Genomic DNA, 22693 nt, shown 5'->3' on the forward strand with positions numbered 1-22693 from the left:
GGCGCGGTCAAGCTTATCAGAAGTTGCCATTCACCGTCATGCGATAACCGGCGTTGGTCTGGCGAAATCCCGCATTCGTCAGCGACTCGCCGACCGCCGGATCGGATGGGCGCACCACCAACTCCGCCCGATACTTGCCGTCGGCCTCAATCGTGACCGCGATCGATTCGGTCTGTGCCTGGCTGGCCAGCGGGATCCGCAGGGCGCCGCCTTCGCACCGCGCATTGCCTGTCAGCGTCGGCGGCAAGTTGAGCTGGGGCATCGTCGCAGCGATCATCGCCGTGACCTTGCCCTCGGCGGTCTCGCATCGCCCGTCGCGGAAACGCACGCTCACGTCGTCGAGCTGAATCGAGGTGATCGGCACCGGCGCGAAGGCGTCGCCCGCCGGAACGATCGCGCTCACGTCATCGACTCCGCTGGTGTTTCGGCTGAAGCTGACAGCGCCGGAAAGCCCTGCATTGGCCGCCCCTTCCTGCCCTCGAACATCGATCCGCGCGCGCCCGATGAGCAACTGGATCGGCGACAGGCCGGCGCTCACATCACCCAGCGCGACATTGCCATAATGTGCTTCGTTCAGCCCGCCCCACCAGACCGGGCCGGTCACTTCGCGCGCGCTCAATCCTTCGCCCGCCAGCCCGAACACGCCGAGCGCGAGCCGCATCGGGAACAATATGATCAGCGCGATCAGCATCATCCCGCCGAACAAAGCGACGGGCCGCGTTTTGAGAGCGATCACGACGCCATCTTTCGGAAAGTGATGTCGGCCGCGACGTTGCGGTTGCCAGCGTCGGTCACATTGATCTGATCGACGATCACGCCCTGCTCCTCAAGCCCGCCGATCCAAACGAGCAACGCCCCGCCCCGCGCCGAATTGAGGTGAACGCGCAGCTTCGCCCCGTCCGGGGCCACCGAATCGAGCGCGAACCCCGCAGCCGACGCAGATTCGCGGACCAGCGCATCAAGCGGCGTCGCGGGCGGCTCGGGCCGGACACGGCGCAGCGCCTTGACCGCATCGACTTGCGCTCGGGTCTGCGCCAGCCGTACTGCGGCGTCCGCATTGCGCCGCCGCGCCGACGAAAGCGCGTCGTCGATCGGCAGCACGACCGCCCAGACGATCGTCACGCCGAGCAGCGCGAGCATAACGAGAATCATCCACTTCTCGCGCTTGCTGCGCTCGTCGAACCAGGTCCTTGCGCGCGCGATCATAGCGGCCCCACCGTCAGCACCCCGGTCAGCCGCCCGGCGCCACCGGTAAAGGTGCTCGGCTCGGCGCTGAACCCCGCTGCCGCCAGCCGGGTCTGGACGTCGACGATCTGTCCTTGCGTCTGCGTCGCGAGCGACACGCGCAGCTTGCCGCTGGGGTCGAAGGACAGCCCGGTGATTTCCGCCCCCGGCACCGCCGCGACCGCCGCCGACACGCTCGCGGCGGTACGGCTGAACCCGGCCCCGCCGCCGCGCAGACGAGACAGGCGGTCGGTCAATTGCTGCCCGGCGTCGTTCACCGTCTCGCCACGCGCCAGACCATCGCGCGCCAGCGCATCGGCTTGCGCCTCCAGCGATGCGGCCGACAGGTTGTAGCGGACGATCTGCACCAGCGTGATCAACAGCGTCACGCTCATGATCGCGGCGATCAGCCAGGCCAGCCGCCGCACCAGCGCCCAGTCGATCGCGGCGCGCTTGCGCAGCGCGAACGCGCCCTGCCGCAAATCGAGCGGGGGATCGGCCAAAGCGGCGACGATCGCCGCCTCCATCGCATCGCGATCGAGCGTCGCGACCGGCGCGTCGCCAACGATCAGCGCGGTCAAGCCGTCCTCGTCGGCGAACCCGCTCGACGGCCCGCGCACCACGCGCCCGTCGCCGAGGTCGCCGATCACATAACCTTCGTCCGGGCGGGGCAGCAGCATCGGCGAGGGCACGACCGACGCCGCCTCGAACCCGCTTTCCGCAAGCATGGCGAGCCAGTCGCTCATCTGCCCGGCCGCGACCGCGCCGACCGGACGCTCGCTCAATCCTTCTTCCTGTCCGACCGCGACATGCAGGTCGCCGAGCGGCGTCACGCTCGCCTCGGCAACGAGCAGCCGCGCCGCAGCAGTGGCCTGGGCCAGCGAGCGATCCGGCAAATCCGCCCAGTGCAGCACCACCGCGTCGGCCGGCGCGATCGCGACCGTCGTCGCCTCGGGCGGCTGGTCGCGGCCCGGCAAGCCATCGCCACGGCTTGCGATCACGCCATCGCGAATCGTCAGCCAGCGCCACGAATCCTTGGGCCGCGCGGGCAGGAACAAGGCGACGATGTCGCTCATGCTCCCTCGCCCCATTGCCGCGCCACCAGCGCAGGTTGCGGCGTCCGCGCGTCGATCAATCCGGTCTGGCGCAGCGTCGCGCCGCCGATCGTCACGTCAGTGATCAGCGCGAACCACTGTGTCGTCACGCCCGTTCCCCCCGGTGCCCCGCCGGGCACCTTAGCGGCAAGCGAGCCGCTGCTCCAGAAATTGCTGACCTGCGACCAGCCAGTCTCGGGCCGCGTCAGCAGCGCGCGCCGCACCTCTTCCGCGCCGAGCGTATCGGGCGTCATCGCCGCGATCAGCGCGCTGCGCTCGGGCTCGATCGTGTTGACGTTGACCGTCGCCGGATCAGTCGTCGGCAGCGCACAGACATAGGGGCGCAGCTTCTCGTAGATCTGCGGCGTGACGCCCGCGACGGCGCGCAATTCGCTGGGATCGGCCATCAGCGTGTTGGCGGTGCGATAACCGCTATAGGCCGCATCCTCCGCACCGCCCGCGATCGGATTATTGTCGGTGTCGATCCAGTCCGCGCTCGCCGCCGCGATCGAATCGCCATTGGGCACGCCGATCAGCCGCATCAGCCGCGCGAACTGCGTCACGCCAGCGGACCGCACGACATAGGTATCGACCCCGCTGCGTACGACCAGACTGTTGAGGTTGAAGCAATTCCCGCCGTCATGGACGCGCGCGGTCGCGACGCCGTCGGGGATCGGGAGCGGGAACGGCCGGTCGCTCCACCCGCCCGCCAGCGACACCGTAGATTTCGGGTCCTTGCGCACCGACTGGATGCGGATCAGCGCCATCACCGCCGCCGCCTGCGACCAGCCGCGCGCTTGCTCCATCGCCTTTGCGTTGGCGGCCTGGCGTGTCGACAGGTTGAGCTTCTCCATCGTCGCTGCCGCCAGCGCGCCGACAATCGCGACCAGCAGCAGCACGGTCAGCAGCGCCGCGCCGCGCTCTTGTCCGCGATCAGTTCGCATTGGCCACCGGCTTCGCCATCGCATTGCCGATACCGACGAGGAAGAGTTCGCGAAAGGTCGTACCGTCCGTGCGCGTGATCGTCATTTCGACCGCATCGGGCAACGGCGTACCCGGCTTCCCTTGCCAACGATCCGACCACGCTCCGGCTAGGCGATAACGTAGCGTCACCGACGACACGCCGGTCAGCAAAGTAGCAGCGGGCAACGGCGCGGCGCCGTCGAGCATCGGATAGGCGACGCGGTCGATCGTGCCCGTCTCGCTCAGGACATAGTCGACCTTCTGCGCATTGGGCCGCGGCGCGGCATCGACGTTGTCCCACCCGCCACGCACAAGGCGCAGCAAGGTCGCGCCATTGCTTCCTTCAAACGCGGGCCGCGTGGCGCCGCCTTCGTCGCGCGTCGGTCTGGGCAGCGCCTGCGCCAGATCGCCGACCAGTACGCCGTCGAGCCGCGACAGAGCAGCCACATCGTCGAGCTTCTTCCCCGCGACCGCCTGTGCGCGCACGCCGAACGACAGCAGCGACACCCCTGCTGCCGCCAGCAGGCCGAAGATCAGCAACGAGATCATCATCTCGATGAGCGTGAAGCCGTGTTCGGCAGAACACGTCAAAGAGTCGAAGCCGTGTTCGGCGGAACGCCCCACAGGATCGAAGCCGGTATCCTGCTTCATGGTGTCGGGCTCGGCGTGGGCGTCGGACTGGGAGGCGGTGGCGGCGGGTTGTCGCGTAATACCGTCAGCTTGCCCGCGACGCCCGCCGCGTCGGCCACGGTGACGTCGATCCGAAACACGCGGTCGCCGTCCCCCACCGGCGAAACCGTTCGCGTCCATTGCCAGTTATGGCGACCGTTGGTCTCCGTCCCCTGCGCCGTGCCGAGCGTCGGCACCTTGGCGTCGGTCAGCGCCTCGACCGCGACGTTGCGCGCGACGATCCCGGCCAACAGCGAGCGATCGACCGCCGCCGCCCCGCGAAAGCTCGCGCCTTCGAGCCGGATCAACGCGAGCGCGGCCAGGCTGAACACGGTCAGCGCGACCATCATCTCGATCAGCGTGAAGCCCTGTTGGGCGGAACGTCGCAAGGGTGTGAAGCCGTTTTGGGCGGAACGCCGCAAGGACAAGGAGCCACGTTGGCCAGAGCGCTCAACCACCGACCCGTACCGCCCCGTTGATCCCGACCGCGACGCGCATCGATTGCCCCTCGCGGCGCAGTTCCACGGTCATCGGCCGGTCCGCCATGCCGGTCGGATCGAACACCACGCGATCGCGTCCGCCCAAGCCGGCCGGCACCGCCTTGATGCCGTTCTTCCATTGCACGACGCCGAGTTTGTCGCCGAGCGCGCGCCATTGCCCGCCGATGCGCTCGTCGAAGCCATAGCCGCCCACTGTAACCCACACGCTGACCGGCCGCGCATTGACGATCGCGGCGTCATGCGCCGCTCGTGCGCGCGCCGCGAAGCGCTCGGCATCGTCGCGGATCCGGCCCCGCGGATCGGGAATCACCAGCACGACCGCCGCCGTCATCAGCGCGATCACCGCGATGACGATCATCAGTTCAATGAGCGTGAAGCCCTGTTGGGCGGAACGCCTAGAAAAGCTGAATCCGCGTTCGTCCATTCGTTATTGCCAACTGCCAATATCGGCGTCCGCGCCCTGTCCACCTTCCTTGCCGTCCGCGCCCAGGCTCCACACGTCGAACGCGCCGTGCTGACCCGGCGAGGCGTAGAGATAAGGGCGCCCCCAGGGGTCTTTCTCGATCTTCTTGATGTAGCCGCCCTTCTGATATTGCGACGGATCGGTCAGGCTCGCGGGCGGCGTCACCAACGCGTTTAGCCCATCCGCAGTCGACGGATAGCTGCCCATCGAGAGCTGATAGGCGTTCAGCGCACTTTCGAGCGTCGAGATGTCGCTCTTCGCCTTCACGACCTTCGCCTTGTCGCCGAACGGGACGACGTTGATCACGACGATCGCCGCGAGCAGGCCCAGGATGACGATCACTACCATCAGTTCCACGAGCGTGAAGCCGTGTTCGGCGGAACGCCTGGAAGTCTCGAAGCCTTGTTCGTCGTCGCGGCGGCAGTCGGGGTTCAGGATACGCATATCGGCCTCATTGTCCGGCAAGGGTTTCGAGCTGCAGGATCGGCAGCAGGATGGAAAGCACGATGGTGGCGACGATGCCCCCCATCACGACGATGATGATCGGCTCGAGCAGCGACAGCGCGGTCGCGGTGAAGCGGTCGAACTCGCGCTCGAGATAATCGGCAGCGCGTTCGAGCATCTCGTCGAGCCGCCCCGCCGCCTCGCCCGACGCCGCCATGTAGGTCAGCAACGGCGGGAAGACCTGCGACCGCCGCATCGCGGTCGACAGGCTGCCGCCGCCGCGGATCGCATCGACGATCTCGTCGGTCGCGGCGCGCAGGCGCAGGTTGTTGATCGTACTCGCGGTCAGCGTCAGCCCGTCGAGCAACGGCAACCGGCTCGCCACCATCGTCCCCAGCGTCCGCGCCATGCGTGCGGCGTGGAGATCGCGGATCAGCCGCCCGAGAAACGGCAGCCGCAGCAGCCAGCTGTCGAACCGCAGCTTGAACGCCGGGCTCTTCATCCCGCGCCAGAACGCGAAACCGATGCCCGCAACGACGATCAGCGCCAGCCACCAATAATGCGCCATCACCCACGACACGCCCATTACCGCGCGCGTCAGGAAGGGAAGTTGCTGCCCGACATTGTCGAACTGCTCGACCACTTGCGGCACGACGAACATCATCAGCGCGGTCACGACGAGCACCGCGACGACCGCCAGCACGCTGGGATAGGCGAGCGCTGTAATCACCTTGCCGCGGATTTCTGCCTGTCGCTCAAGCAAGACCGCCAGCCGATCGAGGATCGTCGGCAGCGTTCCCGAACCCTCGCCCGCCGCGACCATCGCGCGATAGAGCGGCGGAAAACTCTTCGGCTCGCGCGCCATCGCGTCGGACAGGCGGCGGCCCTCGACCACGCCCGCATGGACGTTATCGACCACCGCCCGGACGGCTTCCTGCTCGGTCTGGCGCGTGATCGTGCGGAGCGACTCCTCGAGCGGGGCGACGCGGTTGAGCGTCGCGAGCTGGCGCGTGAACAGGGTCAGCGCCTTGCCGTTCATCCGTTTGGCGCCGCCGATCTCCAGATTGAGCAAAGACCGTGACTTGGGGGGCGGCCCCGAGCCGGCCTCGATCCGCACAACATACATCCGCCGCCGGTCGAGCGCATTGCGCGCCTCGTCGATCGAGGGCGCGGCGATATGCCCCTTCTGCTCGTGCCCGCGCGTATCGATCGCGATGTAATCGAAGTCAGCCATCGTCCGGCACTTCGGCCATGTCGTTGCGCGACACGCGCACAGCCTCCTCGGGCGTCGTCAGGCCGTCGCGCACCAATTGCCGCGCCGCCGCCGCCAGATTGGGCGAATTCGAGAAAGCGTGGCGCGCGATCGCGGTCTCGTCGCCGCCTTCGTTGATCAGCCGCCGGACCGTCTCGTCGACCCGAACCGCCTCGAACACGCCGATACGACCCTTGAACCCGGTCTGCGAGCACTGTTCGCACCCGGCCGGTTCGTAGATCGTCGCGCCAACTTCGATCCCGAGCAAGGCGGCGACTTGCGGCGACGCTGGCTCGGCCTTGCGGCAATGCTCGCACAGCCGCCGCACCAGCCGCTGGGCGATCACCGCGCGCAGCGTCGAAGCGAGCAGGAACGGCTCCACCTTCATATCGCGCATCCGCGTGATCGCGCCGACCGCGTCGTTGGTATGGACGGTCGACAGCACGAGGTGCCCGGTCAGCGACGCCTGCACGGCAATCTCGGCGGTCTCGCGGTCGCGGATTTCGCCGACCATCACGACCTCGGGATCCTGACGCAGGATCGCGCGCAGGCCCGCCGCAAAGGTCAGCCCGACCTTCGGGTTGACCTGCGTCTGGCTGACCCCCTCGATCGCATATTCGACGGGGTCCTCGATCGTCAGGATATTGCGCGTGCCGTCGTTGAGCAGCCGCAGCGCGCCGTAAAGCGTCGTGGTCTTGCCCGACCCGGTCGGGCCGGTGACGAGGATGATGCCGTTAGGTTCGGCCAGCGCGTGCCTCAACAGCTTGTTGGTCGCCGGCGTCATCCCAAGTACGTCGAGGTCGATCCCGGCATTGTCCTTGTCGAGGATACGCAGCACCACGCGCTCGCCAGCGCGGCTCGGCAGGGTCGAAACGCGTACGTCGAGCAGCTTGCCGCCCAGCGTCAGGCCTATCCGCCCATCCTGCGGAATACGCCGTTCGGCGATGTCGAGGCGGGCCATCACCTTGATGCGGCTGACCACCACGGGCGCGACATGCGGCGGCATCCGCAACGTCTCGCGCAGCACGCCGTCGATCCGCATGCGCACGACCAAGCCCGTCTCGTACGGCTCGATATGAATGTCCGACACGCCGTTGCGCGCGGCGTCGGCGATGATGCCGTTGATCAACCGGATCGCGGGCGCGTCGTCGGCGGTGTCGAGCAGATCGTCGGCGGTCGGCAGATCGGTCGCCAGCATGTCGAGCTCGCCAATCCCGAGTGTCCCGGCGGCCAGCGCGGTCGCCTGACCGTCCATCGCGTAGCGATCGCCAAGCAACCGGTCGAACGCGTCGGGTGCAACGCTCTGGACCGCGAACGGCCGCCCCAGCGCGCGGCGCAATTCAAGCAAGACCTTGGGATCAGCTCCTTCGCGCATGCTGACTGACAAACTATCGCCGTCACGATCCAGCACGACCCCGAACCGGCGCGCGAACAGATACGGCACCGCGACCATCGCCGCGGGCGTCACCAGCGGTTCGGGCCCCGGCGCGTCGTCCGCCGCGATCATGTCGCCGGTGCGGATGACGGTCATTTCCTCGGCTTGCCCTTGGTGGGCGTTGCCGGGCCGCTCATCGTCGGCACCGCGATCCGGGGGTCTTCGATATTGCCGGGAATGGGGGCCGAAGGAATCGGCGGGGTCGCGCCCATGTAATCGCGCACCAACTGGTCGATCGACGGCTCCTCGTCGGGGCGCTGCCCGGCCTGTTGCAGCCGCAGATAGCCGTAACGCTGTTCGGTGACTCGCCGCGTATCCGCCGCCGTCTTGAGGATGGTCGGTCGGATGAAGATCATCAGGTTGGTCTTGGTCCGCGACCGGGCTTTCGACTTGAACAGATTGCCCACCACCGGAATGTCGCCGAGCAGCGGAATCTTCTCGATCGTGCGCCGCTCGTCGTCGCTCAACAGCCCGCCAATCACCGCGATCTGGCCGTCATCGACGGTCAGCACGGTCTCGACCTCGCGCTTGTTGAGGATCAAGTCCGAATTGTCGCTGCTGACCGGCCCAGCAATCGAACTGACTTGCTGGCGCAGATAGAGCTTGATCGCGCCGCTCGAATTGACCTGCGGCCGCACCTGCAACTGGATGCCGACATTCTCGCGTTGCGTGGTGCGGAATGCATTGTCGAAATTGCTCGACAGGGCTTGCCCCGTCGTCACCGGCACTTCCTGGCCGACCAGGATACGCGCCTCGGTATTGTCGATGACGGTCACCGACGGCGCCTGGAGCAGGTTGGAGGTGGTATCGCTCTTCACCGCGTTGATGATCGAGCCGAAAATCGCGTCCTTGCCGATATTGAACGCACCGCCGCCGAAACCGCCGTTCGCGCCCAGGATCGAACTGATTGCCGACTGCGCCAGGCTGTCGCTGACCGCGTTATTGGTCGTCGTGACAGTTGTGGTGCCGTTGACGGTCGTGGTCGTCGTCGCCAGCGACCGCGCGCCGATCGCGCCCGCAATTGTGAGAAGGTTGGGCGCGGAATTGCTGAAGGTGGACGCGAAGCTGGGGATGCCGCTGCCGGGCAGACCGGCGAGCAGAAACTGGACCCCCAGCTTGCTGGCCGTCGTGTCGGACACTTCGGCCACGATCGCCTCGACCAGCACTTGTTCGCGGCGCGTATCGAGCTTGGCGATGACATCGGCGAGTTGACGCTGCACTTCGCCGGGCGCGGCGATGACGATCGCGTTGGCTCCGGCGAAACGCGTGATCACAGACGCGCTGCGGCCGCCGATCCCAGTAATCGCGGGCGTGCCACTGGCAGGAGCCGTGGTCGTCGCGACCGGCGCGGCGGCCGGCGCCGTTGCCGCCGTGGTCGACCCGGTCGTCGAATTGTTGCCGCCAATACTGCTCGCCGCGCTCAGCCCCTGCGTCTCGGGCGGTTGCGTCACCGGCTGACCGACCAATTGCTGGAGCACGGGCAGTAATTGCGCGGCGTCGACATTCTCCAGGAACACCACGCGGATTTCCTGGCCGCTGCGCGCCTTCTTGTCGAGGTCCTGCGCCATCGCCGCCAGCCGCGCGACCGTGTTCGCGTCGCCGCGGATCGCGACGGCGTTGGAGCTTTCGATCGGCACGACGCTGGCGCTCGACGCGCCTGTTCCAGCGCCGCCCGCCGCGCCACTGATCAACGCACTCAGCGCGGTCGCGATCTCCTTTGCGTTGGCGTTCTGCAGCGCGATGATCCGCGTCGCCGCAGCGTCGGTGTCGAGGCGTCGCAATACTTCGCGCACGCGGCGGACATTGTCGGCGAAATCGACGACCACCACCGCGTTGCTGCCGCGATTGGCCGTCACCGATCCTTGCGGACTCACCAGGCTGCGCACGCTGTCGATTGCCTGGGTCGCGTCGATCGAGCGGAGCCGCACGATTTCCGTGACGAACTGGTTGCGGTTAGCGCCTGCGGATCCGACCCGGCCGGGCTGGGTCGCGGCACCGTCGAGCGGCTGGATACGGAACGCGCCGTTTGTGGTCGGCACCGCGACGAAGCCGTTTGCGCGCAAAGTCGACAGGAACAGCTCGAAATATTCCGACCGGCTCAGCGCACGCTCGCTGACCACCGTCACCTTGCCTTGCACGCGGCTGTCGATGATGAACACGCGGCCGGTCACGCGCGCGGCATCGGCGATATAGGCGCGAATGTCGGCGTCGCGCACGTTGACCGTGGTCTGCGCGGCCAACGGCTCGGCGAGCGTCAGCGCGATCAGCGCGGCGGCGAAGGGAAGTTTCTTCATTGACCTCTTATCGTCGTAGTGAGCGCCAGCGTCTGGCCATTGCGCTCCACGGTAATCGAAATGCTAGAACCGGCCGTCAGTCCGGAAAAGACGCGATCAAGATCAGCGGGGCCGGTAATTGCCCGTCCTCCGGCGGCGGTGACGACGTCGCCATCCTTCAAGCCGATGGTGCGGAAGGCGGCGCCATTGCCTTGCGAGCGGACGACGAGGCCGGTGATGCGGCCGCCGTCGATACGCGGGGTGAACCCGATGTCGGACTTGAGCTGCGACGCGTTGACGCCCGGCAGCTTGCCGTCTGCCGCCGATCCGACCGGCGGCGGCGGCGGCGCGACAGGGACAGCGCCCTGAGGCACGGCACCTGGAGCCGACGCAACCGGCGCCGCCACGGTCGCTGCGGGAGCCGGCCCGCCCGACTGGTCGATGTACAACTCCTCGGCCTTGCCGCCGCGGTCGATCGTCACATGGTCGAACGCCACCGCCTTCAGACGCACGCCGGGAACGATCTCCTGCCCAAGCCCGATGCTGTTCTGCACGCCGTCGGGCCCGGCGATGATCGCCGAACTTTGGCCCGTCGCATCGTCGATCCGCGTGCCGAACAACGTGAGTTGCAGCGACGTGACCGCCGTCGTTCCGCCCTGCGCGCCGCTAACGCGGAAGAACGGGTCGAACCCGCGCAGGATCGCGGCCGGCGATCCGCCCATTCCCGGCTGCGCCAGTCGCCAGTCGCCCAGCGGGCCGACCGGGGTGACGATCGTCCAGAACAAGCGCGCGCACTGGATCGCCAGGACGGCAAGCAGTAGCAACTCGCCAATCGAATAGAGATTCAACGCCGGCATCCGGCGGAGCATGGCGCGCAAGCGGGGGCTGGGACTAAGCCGCATGACGCACCTCGCCGATGCTCGCGACGCGGCGGAAATATGGACGGGGGGCACGTCGCATAAGCATTGTTTAGCGATTCAGCAGAATCTGGCGACTACCAATTTTGTCTGGCAGTAGAATAACGATGATCGCCCCCACGACCGCCGCCTTAGCAACTGGCTTTGGATCAGGCCATCCGTCCGAACCCGTCGTCGCACACATCCTGTCGCATCCGGGCGTCCTGCGCACTCCCAGTCCGAAACTTACCCTGTTTCAGAAGCGCGGGTTCGCCGACCCGGCGCTGTGTGCGCAACTGGTTGCGCTGATCGATGAGTCACGCCGCCCCTCGACCGTTTCCGACTATAATGGCGATGCCGCCTTCCGGACCAGCGAGACCTGCGATCTCGATGCGGCCCTGCCCGTCGTGGCCGACATCGAGCGACTGATCATCGATTTCACCGGATTGGACCCGGTGCACGGCGAACCGATCCAGGGCCAGCGTTACGCGGTCGGCCAGGAATTCAAGGGGCACACCGACTATTTCGAGCCGCAGGGCATCGACTTCCACAAATATTGCTCGATCGCCGGCAACCGGACCTGGACGGTCATGATCTACCTGAACGAACCCGACGCCGGCGGCGCGACGCGGTTCAAGGCGATCGACAAGACGATCCAGCCAGAGACCGGCAAATTGCTTTGCTGGAATAACCTGCGCCCCGACGGCTCCCCCAACCCGAGCACAATCCATCAGGGCATGAAGGTCCGCGCCGGCGTGAAATACGTGATAACCAAATGGTTTCGCGAGCGCCCCTGGGGGTTCGGCGAGGCGCCGTGACGCCTGGACCGTCATCGAACCGTCACAAGAGTCTCCAAAACTTCATCCAATCGTTACGCCGGAGTCACGCGACTGACGCCGAAGCGTCGCACGCCGTTCCTAGAGGACCCCAGACGAAGCCGCGAACGACAGTGATTCGCGACTGATCGTCGGCATGTTGATCGATCGGCGACGCAACAGCGCGCCGAATTGGGGACCGGAAAATCATGAACCTTTCTTCACGCCTTCGCGCGCAGCTTCTGCTTGGCGGCGCTTTGCTGGCGATGACCGCCACGCCCGCCATCGCGCAAACCGCGCCGGCCTCTGCCCCAGCACCGCAGGACCAGCCTGCCCCGCAGGACAATGGCGAAGGTCTGGCCGACATCGTCGTCACGGCGACCAAGGTAACGACCAACCTCCAGAAGACGCCGATCTCGATAAGCGTGCTCAGCACCGAGGCGCTGACCGACCGCCACGTCCAGAGCCTCTTCAACCTCGCGGACGGCACCGTACCGTCGCTGCGTATCGCGACGTTCGAAGCGCGCCAGTCGGCGCTGACCATCGGTATCCGGGGTATCGTCCCTTACGACCAGAACCAGACGGCGCGCGACGGCGGCGTCAGCGTTTATATCGATGGCGTCGCGCTGGGTAAGACACAGGGCCTGAACGCGGCGTTGTTCGACATCGAGCGCATCGAGGTGCTGAAGGGTCCGCAGGGCACGCTGTTCGGCCGCAATACCGAAGGCGGTGCGCTGTCGCTGGTGACCAAGGCGCCGACCGGCGAATGGGGCGGCAACCTGACCGCCGGCCTCGGCAATTACGGCAGCCGGAACGCCAACATCAACATCAACCTGCCCGAATTCATGGGCTTCTCGTTCAAGTTCGACGGCGTCTATCAGCACCAGGACCCGACCGTGAAGAACCCGCTCTCCGGGTCGACCGGCTGGAACTATTACGACCGCAAGGGCGGCCGCGCCGCCGCGCGTTGGAAGCCCTTCGAAGGCTTCACCGCCGACTTCGCCTATGACTATGCGAAGGACGAGAACACGCCGCAGTACAGCCAGTTGCTGAACTACAATCCGAACAACTACCTTGTCGGCACCTACACCAACCCGCAAACCGGCGTTCTCGGCACCTCGCTGTTCGTGCCGGGCACGGGCGCAGCAACCCCGATCGCTTGCGGCGGCACGATTACCGCGGCGCAGGCCGCGGCTGGCCGTCCCGTCTGCGTTGCGCCGCTGGCGCCACTGGTCAAAGTTCACACCGGCCGCCAAACCGTTGCCGACATCGGTGTTCCGCAGCAGCCCAGCGTCGACATCACGCACGGCTTCTCGGCGAACCTGAAGTACACCGCCGCCCCCTGGCTCGAACTGCGCTCGATCACCGCCTGGCGCGGGGTATCGACCGACCAGTGGGACAATTCGGGCGGCGCCAACCGCAGCACTTACGCGCCGAACGCGAACTTCAGCCGCTACAGCCTGTCGTTTCTCCGCCAGCATCAGTTCAGCCAGGAATTCCAGGCGGTCGGCAGCACCGGCGGCTTTCAGTATGTGCTGGGCGCCTATTACTACACGGAGCGCGCCACCGAATATGCCGCGACCCCGCTGAGCAACCTGTGGAACGCCGATGGATCGGCCTACACCATTCGCAGCGCGATCCCCGGACCGGGCACGATCACGGGCGCGAATTCGGGCTATCAGCAGTATGACCCGTCGTGCGCCAACAATCTGGCGGCGGTCGTTCCGCAGTTCGCGAACAGCTGTCAGTTCATCACGCGCGCCAGCGAAGCGTTCGATCACAACTATTCGATCTTCGGCAACGTGACCTACACGCCGGAAGCCCTGGATTGGCTGCACGTCACCGCCGGCGGCCGCTGGACCAAGGATAAGCGGCGCGGTCAGCTCTACGTCGTGAACAACCGCGCCGACCTCAACCCGCTCAGCGCGGTCGTCAACAGCGTTGCGGCGCCGTTCCGCTTCTCGAACAGCATCAGCCGCTTCGACCCGATGTTCAACATCGCGATCGACGCCAGCGACGATGTCCATCTCTACGCGAAATATGCGACCGGCTTCCGGGCCGGCGGCGCCAACGACCGTTCGCAGAGCTTCAACGCGTTCGGGCCGGAATCGGTCAAGTCGTATGAAGTCGGCGCGAAGATGGAGTTCTTGAACCGCCGCGTCCGCCTGAACCTGGCGGGCTTCATCATGGATCGTAGCAATACGCAGTTCGATTTCGACTTGTTCGACACCGCCGCGACCAGCCCGACCAACGGCGCCCATATCGAGCAAACCCAGAATGCCGGCATGAGCAAAATCCGCGGTATCGAAGCCGATCTGACGATCGCGCCGGTGCGCGGCCTGACCCTGAACGCCTCCTATGCCTACACGTACTGGAAGGCGCCTTCGGCGATCAATTCGATCACCGGCGGTCTGCCGCAGCAGCTCTACATCGTCTACACGCCGAAGAACGCGGCGTCGGGTTCGATCGATTATGAAGTGCCCGTTGCCGGTGGCGACACGAAGGTCCGTTTCCACCTCGATGCGGCCTATGCGAGCAGCCAGTACAGTTTCCAGCTCGAACCGACCAAGACCGACGCGAGCTTCATCGTGAATGGCCGCATAGCGCTCGCCGACATTGCGGTTGCCAGCAGCAACAAGGTGACGCTGGCGTTCTGGGTGCGCAACCTGTTCGACCGGACCTACGTCTATCGCCGCTCGGCTGCGAACTCGTCGCCGGTGCTAAATTACAACGGCACGACGCTGGTTTCGACCAACTATGGCGGCATCCTGGGTGACTACGGCAATCTCAACCCGCCGCGGACCTGGGGTTTCGAACTCAGCGCGAAGTTCTAACCACTCCTCCCCAAGGAAAACTGAGGGCGGCTCGAAAGGGCCGCCCTTTTCTTTGTACGGGCAGCACAAGGCGCGGGCGACCGTGCCGGACGGCATAGCCTTTTTGCGCTTGGAATTTTTGGAGGCCGTAGCGCCGCAGCGAAACCGCTTCGTCGAACGGCGCCGTAGCCCGCCGGCCGCGCTTGATGGCGTGCGAACTAGCCACGCTAGCCCGTTTCACCATCTGCGCGATGGTGGGCGCGACAGGGATTGAACCTGTGACCCCACCCGTGTGAAGGGTGTGCTCTACCGCTGAGCTACGCGCCCGCTATCGTCGGGAGAGCGCGCCTTAGAGAGCGGCGCGCACGGTGTCCAGTCGATTAGTTGACCGAATCCTTCAGGCCCTTGCCCGCCTTGAACTTGGGCTGGCTCGACGCCTTGATCGTCATCGGTTCGCCAGTACGCGGATTGCGTCCGGTCGACGCCTTGCGCTTGGAAACCGAAAAGGTACCGAACCCGACCAGGCGAACCTCGTCGCCCTTCTTGAGCGCGCCGCCGATAACATCGAACACCGCTTCGACCGCTTTCGATGCATCGCCCTTGCTGAGGCCAGCAGTATCGGCAACCGACGCGATCAGCTCTTGCTTGTTCATGGGACTCGAAACCCCCGTTTTGAGTTTATGTCGGTAATAAGACTCGCCGCACCGGCGGACGGCGCAGTAAGGCGATTGCCCTATCCCGAGTCAAACCGATTCCGCCGCAAATCCAATCCCATTGGGAGAATTTGCGGCGGATCGTTTCGGCAGCGGTTGCATCCCCTAGTGGTGCATTTCCCCCGCGGGTGCGATCGGCGCGGGCGGTTGCGCCGCCAGTTCATCCGCCTCGGTCCAGTCGATCGCCTCGAGCGGACCGGTCAGCGCCAACCGCAGCACCTCATCGACATGCTCGACCGGCACGATCTTCAGGCCGTCGCGGATGTTCTGCGGAATGTCGGCGAGATCCTTCTCGTTCTCCTTGGGGATCAGCACCGTTTCGATACCGCCGCGCAGAGCGGCGAGCAGCTTTTCCTTCAACCCACCGATCGGGAGAACGCGACCACGCAGCGTCACCTCACCGGTCATCGCTACTTCGCGCCGCACCGGAACCCCGGTCAGCGTCGAGACGATCGACGTCACCAGGCCCACGCCCGCCGACGGACCGTCCTTCGGCACCGCCCCTTCGGGCAAATGGACGTGAATGTCCTTGCGCGCGAACAGGCTGGGCTTGATGCCGTACGACGGCGATCGCGCCTTGATGAAGCTCATCGCCGTCTCGGCCGATTCCTTCATCACGTCACCCAGCTTGCCCGTCAGCTTGATCGCGCCCTTACCCGGCACCGTCACGCTCTCGATCGTCAGCAGCTCGCCGCCGACTTCGGTCCAGGCGAGCCCGGTGACAGCACCGATCTGGTGCTCGGTCTCCGACAGGCCATGGCGGTATTTCTGCACACCGGCATATTCGTGGAGATTTTCGGGCGTGATCGTTACGCTTTCCGCCTTGCCCTCCAGGATCTGGCGCAGCGCCTTGCGGATCAGCTTGGCGATCTCGCGTTCGAGCGTGCGGACTCCTGCCTCGCGCGTGTAACGCTGGATCAACGCGCGCAGGCCTTCCTTGGTCAGCGTGAACTCGCCGTCCTTCAGGCCGTGCGCCTCGATCTGCTTGGCGATCAGATGGCGCTCGGCGATCTCGACCTTCTCGTCCTCGGTGTACCCTTCCAGTCGGATGATCTCCATCCGGTCGAGCAGCGGCTGCGGCAAGTTGAGCGAGTTCGCGGTCGTGACGAACATCACGTCCGACAGGTCGATGTCGATTTCGAGATAATGGTCGTTGAACTTGTTGTTCTGTTCGGGGTCGAGCACTTCGAGCAGCGCCGACGCCGGATCACCCCGGAAATCCTGGCCCAGCTTGTCGATCTCGTCGAGCAGGAACAGCGGATTGCTCGTCCCCGCCTTCTTGAGGTTGGTCACGATCTTGCCCGGCAGCGAACCGATATAGGTCCGCCGGTGGCCACGGATCTCGGCCTCGTCGCGCACGCCGCCCAGCGACTGGCGGATGAACTCGCGACCCGTCGCCTTGGCGATCGACTTGCCCAGGCTCGTCTTTCCCACACCCGGAGGACCGACGAGGCACAGGATCGGACCCTTCAGCTTGTTGGTCCGCGCCTGCACCGCGAGATATTCCACGATACGATCCTTGACCTTCTCCAGCGCATAATGGTCCTCGTCGAGCACCGCTTGCGCCGCGGCAATGTCCTTCTTGAGCTTCGACTTCTTGCCCCATGGCAGCCCGAGCAGCACGTCGAGATAGTTGCGCACGACGGTCGCCTCGGCGCTCATCGGCGCCATCGTCTTGAGCTTCTTGAGCTCGGCGGTCGCCTTGGTACGCGCTTCCTTCGACAGCTTGAGCGTCGCGATCTTCTGAGTCAGCTCGGCGATCTCATCGCCGTCGCCTTCCTCGCCCTCGTTGCCGAGTTCGCGCTGGATCGCCTTCAACTGCTCGTTGAGGTAATATTCACGCTGGGTCTTCTCCATCTGGCGCTTGACCCGCGACTTGATCTTCTTCTCGACCTGCAGGACGCCGAGCTCGCCTTCCATGAAGGCATAGACCATCTCGAGCCGCTTCGACTGATCGAGCTCGACCAGCAGCGCCTGCTTGTCCGCGACCTTGATCGCGATGTTGCCCGCGATCGAATCGGCCAAGCGAGACGGTTCCTCGATCTCGCTCATCTGCACGGCGGTTTCGGCGGGCAGCTTCTTGTTGAGCTTCGAATAATTTTCGAACTGATCGACCACGGAACGCATCAGCGCGGCAATCTCGACCCCCTGCGCCGGTTCCTCGTCGATCCGCTCGACATCGGCGGTCAGGTGATCGCCGACGCCGGTCAATTCGCTCAGCGTTGCACGCGCCTTGCCCTCGACCAAGACCCGCACCGTGCCGTCGGGCAGCTTCAGCAGCTGCAAGATCGTCGCGATAACACCCATGTCATACAGATCATCGCGGCCGGGGTCGTCCTGGCCGGGATCGAGCTGCGCGACGAGAAAAATCTCCTTATCGGCCGCCATTGCGGTTTCCAGCGCCGCAACCGACTTGTCGCGGCCGACGAACAGCGGCACGATCATGTGCGGAAAAACAACGATGTCGCGCAGCGGCAAAACGGGGAAGGATTGGGTCATGAATACTCCGACGGCGCCCGATCCGAGCGCATTTCCCCGTTTATATGGGAATGATGAGCATTCCATCAATCGCTGGCGACGTTTCGGGACTGTGTTCCTGGGGATAAGCGTGCTGCTCGCTGCGTCCTCCGGCGCTGCGACGACATTGCCCAAGAAGGGCGAACCGCCGCTCACCGAACAGACTCAGCGATCGGGCGGGCCGATCGATCCGGACCAGGCCAAGTTGCGGTTCGACCTCGCCGATCTGTCGTTCGAGGTGCTGCCCGAGGTGGAGCAAGTCAGGAACGTCGCGCGGCTCACCTTCACCGCAAAGGCGCCGATCGACAAGCTCGTCATCGATCTCGACCGCAACCTCGGCCCCAGCGCCGTCGCGATCGACGGCAAGGCTCTGCCGCGCTCGGCTTTCGCCAATCCCGAAGGGCGACTGACGATCACCCTGCCCCGCACCTACGCCGCCGGCGATAAGGTGACGGCGACGATCACTTACGGGGGCACACCCCATGTTGCCGTCAAGGCGCCATGGGACGACGGGATGGTCTGGTCCAAGACCAAGGACGGCCGCCCGTGGATCGCGAGCACCAGCGAAGGTTATGGTTGCGACATTCTCTGGCCTTGCCTCGACTTCCCGACCGGGGAGCCCGCCCTCGTCAGGCTGCACATCACCGTCCCGAAGGGACTGAAAGCGCCCGCCAACGGCGTGTTCAAGGGAGTCGATACCCTGCCCGATGGCCGGACGACCTGGAACTGGGAAGCCAAGCACCCCAACACCTACGCCATCGCGCTGAACATCGCGCCGTACGAGGTGATCGAGGGTAATTACCGGAGCCGCTTCGGCAACACGATCCCGATGTTCTACTGGTATCTGCCGGGCGAGGAAGCGCAGGCAAAGGCGCTGTTTGCCGAATTCGCGCCCACGCTCGATTTCTACGAGGCGAATGTCGGCCCCTATCCGTTCGGGGACGAGAAGGTCGGCGTGGTGGAAACCCCGCACCTCGGCATGGAGCACCAGACGATCAACGCATATGGCAACGCCTACAAGAAGGCGCCCGAAGGGTTCGACTGGCTGTTCCAGCACGAATTCGGCCACGAATGGTTCGGCAACCAGATCACCGCCGCCAATTGGGACGATTACTGGCTGCACGAGGGATACGAGCAATATATGCAGCCCGCCTACGGCCTGTGGCGCGAAGGCTATGCCCGCTACGCGACGATGATGGACAAGCAGCGCAACGCCATCATGAACCTAGTGCCGATCGTCCGCGACCGCGAGGTGACGGAGGAGGAAGTCTATGAGCTTTCCAAGGGCGGACCAGGCCAAGACATCTACAACAAGGGGTCGTGGATCCTCCACACCTTGCGCTGGCTGATCGGCGACAAAGATTTCTGGGACGTGACGCGGCTGGAGGTTTACGGTCGATCCGATCCAAAGCCCGGCAACTTTGCCCCGCGCTACGGATCGACCCGCGAATATCAGGCTTTCGTGAAGAAGGTGACGGGCAAGGATTACGACTGGTTCTTCGACGTCTATCTACGCCGTGCCGCGCTCCCCGAACTGATCGAGGCGCGGAGCGGCGATAAGCTGACCCTGGTGTGGCTGACACCGGACAATCTGCCCTTCCCGATGCCGATCGAGGTGTTGATCGGCGACAAACTGGTGACGGTGCCGATGCCGGAGGGCGGCGCGACGATCGACGCGCCCGCCGATGCGCGCGTGCTGGTCGATCCGTTCGCGCGCGTGCTGCGCCGGTCGAAGGCGGTCGAGGATTTTCAGGCAGGGCTGCGCAAGCCAAGTTAGGAGGGCGGCGGTGTCGAGATATTTCCCAAACGATCCCGTTGGCTTGCCGGGGCTGGCGGTCATTTGCGTCGGCTTTCTGGGCTTCTTCATCGCGTTGCTGATCGCGCGCGCCCGCGTCGTCCGCGCCGCGGCCGCGCCGATGTCGCAAAGTGCGCCGATCACGCGGCTGTGGATCGTCGTGCAGGGCGTCGGCATCGGGATCGCCGGCTTCGGCCCAATCCGCGTCACGCTCGATCCCATGTCGAGCCAGGCGATCGCCGAGGCGATCATGGTGGGACTGCTGATGGCTGGCGCGGTCGGGCTGTTCAACGCGTCGTCGCGCGCGATGGGCAAGAATTGGGCGGTGGTGGCGCAAACCCGTAGCGACCACGTGCTGGTGCAGAACGGCCCGTTCGCGTGGGTACGCAATCCTATCTATGTCGCGATGTCGTTCTTCATGTTCGCGATGACGATCGCGTTCGGGCATTCCCGCAACCTAGTCGTCGCGATTCCGGTGTTCGCGCTGGGCACCTGGATGCGCGTGGTGCGCGAGGAAGGCCTGCTGCGGAGCCAGTTCGGGGCGGCCTATGACGATTATGCCGCGCGAGTGAAACGTTTCGTACCCGGGCTATTCTAGGCCGGGCGGAGCATCGACCAGAATTTCGGACCGCCCTTCGGGACATGCCACTCGCTCGTCACGTGAAAGCCGATCGATTGATAGAGCGCGACGTTGCGCTCGGTGGCCGTCTCCAGATAGGCGGGCGCTCGTTCGCTGGCGGTGCGGGCCAGACCTTCGCGGATCGACGCGCCGCCCAGCCCCTTCCCCTGAAACGCGGGATCGACGCCGGCGATATGGAGATACCAGTGGCGCTCGGGCGGGGCGTGCTCTTCGATCGCATTTCCGACCCTGAGCGCTCGGGGAAGCGCGAAACCGAGCGCGCCGACCAACGGGATCGCCTGGCGCAGCAAGTCGATCGTCGTGGCCTGCGCGGTTCCGGGCCGCTGCCACAAGGTCGCCGCCTGCGCATTGCCGGTGACGAGGCGCATCCCGGGCGCGTCGGCGTCGAACAGCAGAGCGAACAGCCGCGGCAGGCGCTTCACCCGGTCGCGCGGGTCGGGAAAGATGTAGCTCATCGCCGGATCGTCGGCGAAGGCACGCGCCAGCATCGCGGTGATCGCGGCGCTGTCGTCCTGAACCGCCTCGCGAATCACGCCGCCTGGCAGCCCTTGGCTTTCAGGATGCGCTTGGTCGATGCAGGATGCCGTTCGAGGAAGGCCTTCGGGCGGATCGGCCGGGGCACGAAATTACCGCCGCAGTTCGGACATACCCCGCCCAACACGCCTTCCGCGCAATCGGCGCAGAAGGTGCATTCGAACGTACAGATCCGCGCATCCGGGCTGTCCGGCGGCAAGTCGCGGTCGCAGCATTCGCAATTGGGGCGAAGTTCAAGCACCTCAAAACTCCCCCCGGCGTGCTCCGGCGCAGGCCGGAGCGCTGGCAACAAGTGATACGCCCAATCCCAGGACTCCGGCCTTCGCCTGAGCACGGGCCAGCCTATGCCGCGTCGCCTGCGCCCGCCTTTTCCTTCTTGGCGTACACGCGGATCGGGTCCTTCGTGCCGTTGACCACGTCCTTGTCGATCATGACCTCGTCGACGCCATCCATCCCCGGCAGGTCGAACATCGTGTCGAGCAGAATGCCCTCCAGGATCGAGCGCAGCCCGCGCGCGCCGGTTTTGCGGTCGATCGCCTTCTTGGCGACCGTGGTCAGCGCGTCGTCGGTGAAGCCGAGCTTCACCTCCTCCATGTCGAACAGCTTCTGATACTGTTTGACGAGCGCGTTTTTCGGCTCGCTCAGTATCTTGACCAGCGCATCGGTATCGAGGTCCTCGAGCGTCGCAATGACGGGGAGACGACCCACGAATTCGGGTATCAGCCCGAACTTCAGCAGATCCTCGGGCTCGACATTCTTGAGCACTTCGCCGGTGCGGCGTTCCTCGGGAGTCGCGACATAGGCGCCGAAGCCGATCGACTTGCCCTGCTGGCGATCGGCGATGATCTTTTCGAGGCCGCTGAATGCGCCGCCGCAGATGAACAGGATGTTGGTCGTGTCGACCTGCAGGAATTCCTGCTGCGGGTGCTTGCGGCCGCCCTGCGGCGGGACGCTCGCGGTGGTGCCTTCCATCAGCTTCAGCAGCGCCTGCTGCACACCCTCGCCCGACACGTCGCGCGTGATCGAGGGGTTCTCCGCCTTGCGGCTGATCTTGTCGATTTCGTCGATATAGACGATCCCGCGCTGCGCCCGCTCGACGTTATAGTCCGACGCCTGAAGAAGCTTGAGAATGATGTTCTCGACATCCTCGCCGACATAGCCGGCTTCGGTCAGTGTCGTCGCGTCGGCCATCGTGAAGGGCACGTCGAGGATGCGCGCCAGCGTCTGCGCCAGCAGCGTCTTGCCGCATCCGGTCGGACCGACGAGCAGGATGTTCGACTTGGCGAGTTCGACCTCCGCGCCCTTCGCGCCGTGGTTGAGCCGCTTGTAATGGTTGTGCACCGCGACCGACAGCACGCGCTTGGCGCGGCGCTGGCCGATTACGTAATCGTCGAGCACGTCGCAGATTTCCTGTGGCGTCGGAACGCCACCGTCCTTCTTCGACACCAGCGCCGACTTCGTTTCCTCGCGGATGATGTCGTTGCAGAGTTCGACGCACTCGTCGCAAATGAACACGGTCGGGCCGGCGATGAGCTTACGGACTTCGTGCTGCGACTTGCCGCAGAACGAGCAATAAAGCGTGCTCTTCGAATCGCCGCCGCTGAGTTTCGTCATTCAAACTTTCCTTCGCCCCGACGGGGGCTTGAGCGCCGG

21 protein-coding genes and 1 tRNA gene are annotated in these 22693 nt (G+C 65.4%); 4 read left to right on the forward strand and 18 right to left on the reverse strand.

The window, feature by feature from the left end; translation table 11 throughout:
* Nucleotides 1-16: 16 nt before the first annotated feature.
* The 12 genes from J0J06_RS06080 to J0J06_RS06135 all read right to left on the reverse strand — a co-directional run bounded on the left by J0J06_RS06080 (nt 17) and on the right by J0J06_RS06135 (nt 11174).
* Nucleotides 17-736: a type II secretion system protein N gene (locus tag J0J06_RS06080; RefSeq protein WP_294040422.1), complete on the reverse strand. Its 720-nt coding sequence runs from the start codon at nt 734-736 to the stop codon at nt 17-19.
* The gene (gene gspM / locus J0J06_RS06085) at nt 733-1206 is read right to left on the reverse strand and encodes a type II secretion system protein GspM (RefSeq protein ID WP_294040423.1); all 474 of its coding nucleotides are present in this window, start codon (nt 1204-1206) and stop codon (nt 733-735) included. Before gspM ends, J0J06_RS06080 begins: the two co-directional genes overlap by 4 nt.
* Entirely contained in the window at nt 1203-2300 is a 1098-nt protein-coding gene (gene gspL / locus J0J06_RS06090; protein WP_294040424.1) for a type II secretion system protein GspL, read from the reverse strand. Before gspL ends, gspM begins: the two co-directional genes overlap by 4 nt.
* Nucleotides 2297-3262: a type II secretion system minor pseudopilin GspK gene (gene gspK, locus J0J06_RS06095; RefSeq protein WP_294040425.1), complete on the reverse strand. Its 966-nt coding sequence runs from the start codon at nt 3260-3262 to the stop codon at nt 2297-2299. Before gspK ends, gspL begins: the two co-directional genes overlap by 4 nt.
* Entirely contained in the window at nt 3252-3932 is a 681-nt protein-coding gene (gene gspJ / locus J0J06_RS06100) for a type II secretion system minor pseudopilin GspJ (RefSeq protein WP_294040426.1), read from the reverse strand. Before gspJ ends, gspK begins: the two co-directional genes overlap by 11 nt.
* A complete protein-coding gene (gspI, locus tag J0J06_RS06105; RefSeq protein ID WP_294040427.1) occupies nt 3929-4339 on the reverse strand; it encodes a type II secretion system minor pseudopilin GspI in 411 nt (136 codons plus the stop codon). The genes gspJ and gspI overlap by 4 nt, the downstream gene beginning before the upstream one ends.
* Nucleotides 4340-4400: 61 nt before the next feature.
* On the reverse strand, nt 4401-4874 hold the full coding sequence (locus J0J06_RS06110) for a GspH/FimT family pseudopilin (protein ID WP_294040428.1): 474 nt from the start codon (nt 4872-4874) through the stop codon (nt 4401-4403).
* 3 nt (nt 4875-4877) lie between these two features.
* Nucleotides 4878-5357 carry a type II secretion system major pseudopilin GspG gene (gene gspG, locus J0J06_RS06115; RefSeq protein ID WP_294040429.1) on the reverse strand — a complete coding sequence of 160 codons (480 nt, stop codon included), beginning with the start codon at nt 5355-5357 and terminating at the stop codon, nt 4878-4880.
* A 7-nt stretch (nt 5358-5364) separates the two neighbouring features.
* Entirely contained in the window at nt 5365-6591 is a 1227-nt protein-coding gene (gene gspF / locus J0J06_RS06120) for a type II secretion system inner membrane protein GspF (protein ID WP_294040430.1), read from the reverse strand.
* The gene (locus tag J0J06_RS06125) at nt 6584-8062 is read right to left on the reverse strand and encodes an ATPase, T2SS/T4P/T4SS family (protein WP_294040853.1); all 1479 of its coding nucleotides are present in this window, start codon (nt 8060-8062) and stop codon (nt 6584-6586) included. Before J0J06_RS06125 ends, gspF begins: the two co-directional genes overlap by 8 nt.
* Nucleotides 8063-8136: 74 nt before the next feature.
* On the reverse strand, nt 8137-10338 hold the full coding sequence (gspD, locus tag J0J06_RS06130; RefSeq protein WP_294040431.1) for a type II secretion system secretin GspD: 2202 nt from the start codon (nt 10336-10338) through the stop codon (nt 8137-8139).
* The gene (locus J0J06_RS06135; RefSeq protein WP_366931195.1) at nt 10335-11174 is read right to left on the reverse strand and encodes a type II secretion system protein N; all 840 of its coding nucleotides are present in this window, start codon (nt 11172-11174) and stop codon (nt 10335-10337) included. Before J0J06_RS06135 ends, gspD begins: the two co-directional genes overlap by 4 nt.
* A gap of 167 nt (nt 11175-11341) precedes the next feature.
* Between J0J06_RS06135 and J0J06_RS06140 the strand changes: the two genes are divergently transcribed.
* Nucleotides 11342-12031: a 2OG-Fe(II) oxygenase gene (locus J0J06_RS06140; RefSeq protein WP_294040433.1), complete on the forward strand. Its 690-nt coding sequence runs from the start codon at nt 11342-11344 to the stop codon at nt 12029-12031.
* 206 nt (nt 12032-12237) lie between these two features.
* Nucleotides 12238-14862: a TonB-dependent receptor gene (locus J0J06_RS06145; RefSeq protein WP_294040434.1), complete on the forward strand. Its 2625-nt coding sequence runs from the start codon at nt 12238-12240 to the stop codon at nt 14860-14862.
* Nucleotides 14863-15093: 231 nt separating this feature from the next.
* On the opposite strand, the gene J0J06_RS06150 is transcribed toward J0J06_RS06145, so the two are convergent.
* From J0J06_RS06150 to lon, 3 genes are all read right to left on the reverse strand, one after another.
* Nucleotides 15094-15168 (reverse strand) — tRNA-Val (locus J0J06_RS06150).
* A gap of 53 nt (nt 15169-15221) precedes the next feature.
* Entirely contained in the window at nt 15222-15494 is a 273-nt protein-coding gene (locus J0J06_RS06155) for an HU family DNA-binding protein (RefSeq protein WP_294040435.1), read from the reverse strand.
* A 165-nt stretch (nt 15495-15659) separates the two neighbouring features.
* Entirely contained in the window at nt 15660-18053 is a 2394-nt protein-coding gene (gene lon / locus J0J06_RS06160) for an endopeptidase La (RefSeq protein ID WP_294040436.1), read from the reverse strand.
* A gap of 97 nt (nt 18054-18150) precedes the next feature.
* Between lon and J0J06_RS06165 the strand changes: the two genes are divergently transcribed.
* Both J0J06_RS06165 and J0J06_RS06170 read left to right on the forward strand, forming a co-directional pair.
* Nucleotides 18151-19848 (forward strand): M1 family metallopeptidase, encoded by a 1698-nt coding sequence (locus J0J06_RS06165; protein ID WP_294040854.1) that lies wholly within the window; start codon nt 18151-18153, stop codon nt 19846-19848.
* Nucleotides 19849-19858: 10 nt separating this feature from the next.
* Nucleotides 19859-20464, forward strand: a complete 606-nt coding sequence (locus J0J06_RS06170) for an isoprenylcysteine carboxylmethyltransferase family protein (RefSeq protein ID WP_294040437.1) — start codon at nt 19859-19861, stop codon at nt 20462-20464.
* On the opposite strand, the gene J0J06_RS06175 is transcribed toward J0J06_RS06170, so the two are convergent.
* The 3 genes from J0J06_RS06175 to clpX all read right to left on the reverse strand — a co-directional run bounded on the left by J0J06_RS06175 (nt 20461) and on the right by clpX (nt 22654).
* Nucleotides 20461-21039, reverse strand: a complete 579-nt coding sequence (locus tag J0J06_RS06175; RefSeq protein WP_294040438.1) for a GNAT family N-acetyltransferase — start codon at nt 21037-21039, stop codon at nt 20461-20463. The genes J0J06_RS06170 and J0J06_RS06175 overlap by 4 nt on opposite strands.
* Complete coding sequence (locus J0J06_RS06180) at nt 21036-21281, reverse strand: DUF1272 domain-containing protein (protein WP_294040439.1); 246 nt, start codon at nt 21279-21281, stop codon at nt 21036-21038. The genes J0J06_RS06175 and J0J06_RS06180 overlap by 4 nt, the downstream gene beginning before the upstream one ends.
* A gap of 101 nt (nt 21282-21382) precedes the next feature.
* Nucleotides 21383-22654, reverse strand: coding sequence for an ATP-dependent Clp protease ATP-binding subunit ClpX (gene clpX, locus J0J06_RS06185; protein WP_294040440.1), 1272 nt, complete (start codon nt 22652-22654; stop codon nt 21383-21385).
* Between the last annotated feature and the right edge of the window lie 39 nt (nt 22655-22693).

Source organism: Sphingomonas sp. (genome assembly GCF_017304615.1).
GTDB lineage: Bacteria > Pseudomonadota > Alphaproteobacteria > Sphingomonadales > Sphingomonadaceae > Sphingomonas.

Coding starts and splice junctions, on each gene's coding strand:
- gspM (WP_294040423.1), bottom strand. CDS start 1,206: ATGATCGCGCGCGCAAGGACCTGGTTCGACGAGCGCAGCAAGCGCGAG.
- lon (WP_294040436.1), bottom strand. CDS start 18,053: ATGACCCAATCCTTCCCCGTTTTGCCGCTGCGCGACATCGTTGTTTTT.
- J0J06_RS06135 (WP_366931195.1), bottom strand. CDS start 11,174: ATGCCGGCGTTGAATCTCTATTCGATTGGCGAGTTGCTACTGCTTGCC.
- J0J06_RS06155 (WP_294040435.1), bottom strand. CDS start 15,494: ATGAACAAGCAAGAGCTGATCGCGTCGGTTGCCGATACTGCTGGCCTC.
- gspK (WP_294040425.1), bottom strand. CDS start 3,262: ATGCGAACTGATCGCGGACAAGAGCGCGGCGCGGCGCTGCTGACCGTG.
- clpX (WP_294040440.1), bottom strand. CDS start 22,654: ATGACGAAACTCAGCGGCGGCGATTCGAAGAGCACGCTTTATTGCTCG.
- gspG (WP_294040429.1), bottom strand. CDS start 5,357: ATGCGTATCCTGAACCCCGACTGCCGCCGCGACGACGAACAAGGCTTC.
- J0J06_RS06140 (WP_294040433.1), top strand. CDS start 11,342: ATGATCGCCCCCACGACCGCCGCCTTAGCAACTGGCTTTGGATCAGGC.
- gspJ (WP_294040426.1), bottom strand. CDS start 3,932: ATGAAGCAGGATACCGGCTTCGATCCTGTGGGGCGTTCCGCCGAACAC.
- J0J06_RS06125 (WP_294040853.1), bottom strand. CDS start 8,062: ATGGTCGCGGTGCCGTATCTGTTCGCGCGCCGGTTCGGGGTCGTGCTG.
- J0J06_RS06110 (WP_294040428.1), bottom strand. CDS start 4,874: ATGGACGAACGCGGATTCAGCTTTTCTAGGCGTTCCGCCCAACAGGGC.
- gspF (WP_294040430.1), bottom strand. CDS start 6,591: ATGGCTGACTTCGATTACATCGCGATCGATACGCGCGGGCACGAGCAG.
- J0J06_RS06145 (WP_294040434.1), top strand. CDS start 12,238: ATGAACCTTTCTTCACGCCTTCGCGCGCAGCTTCTGCTTGGCGGCGCT.
- gspD (WP_294040431.1), bottom strand. CDS start 10,338: ATGAAGAAACTTCCCTTCGCCGCCGCGCTGATCGCGCTGACGCTCGCC.
- gspL (WP_294040424.1), bottom strand. CDS start 2,300: ATGAGCGACATCGTCGCCTTGTTCCTGCCCGCGCGGCCCAAGGATTCG.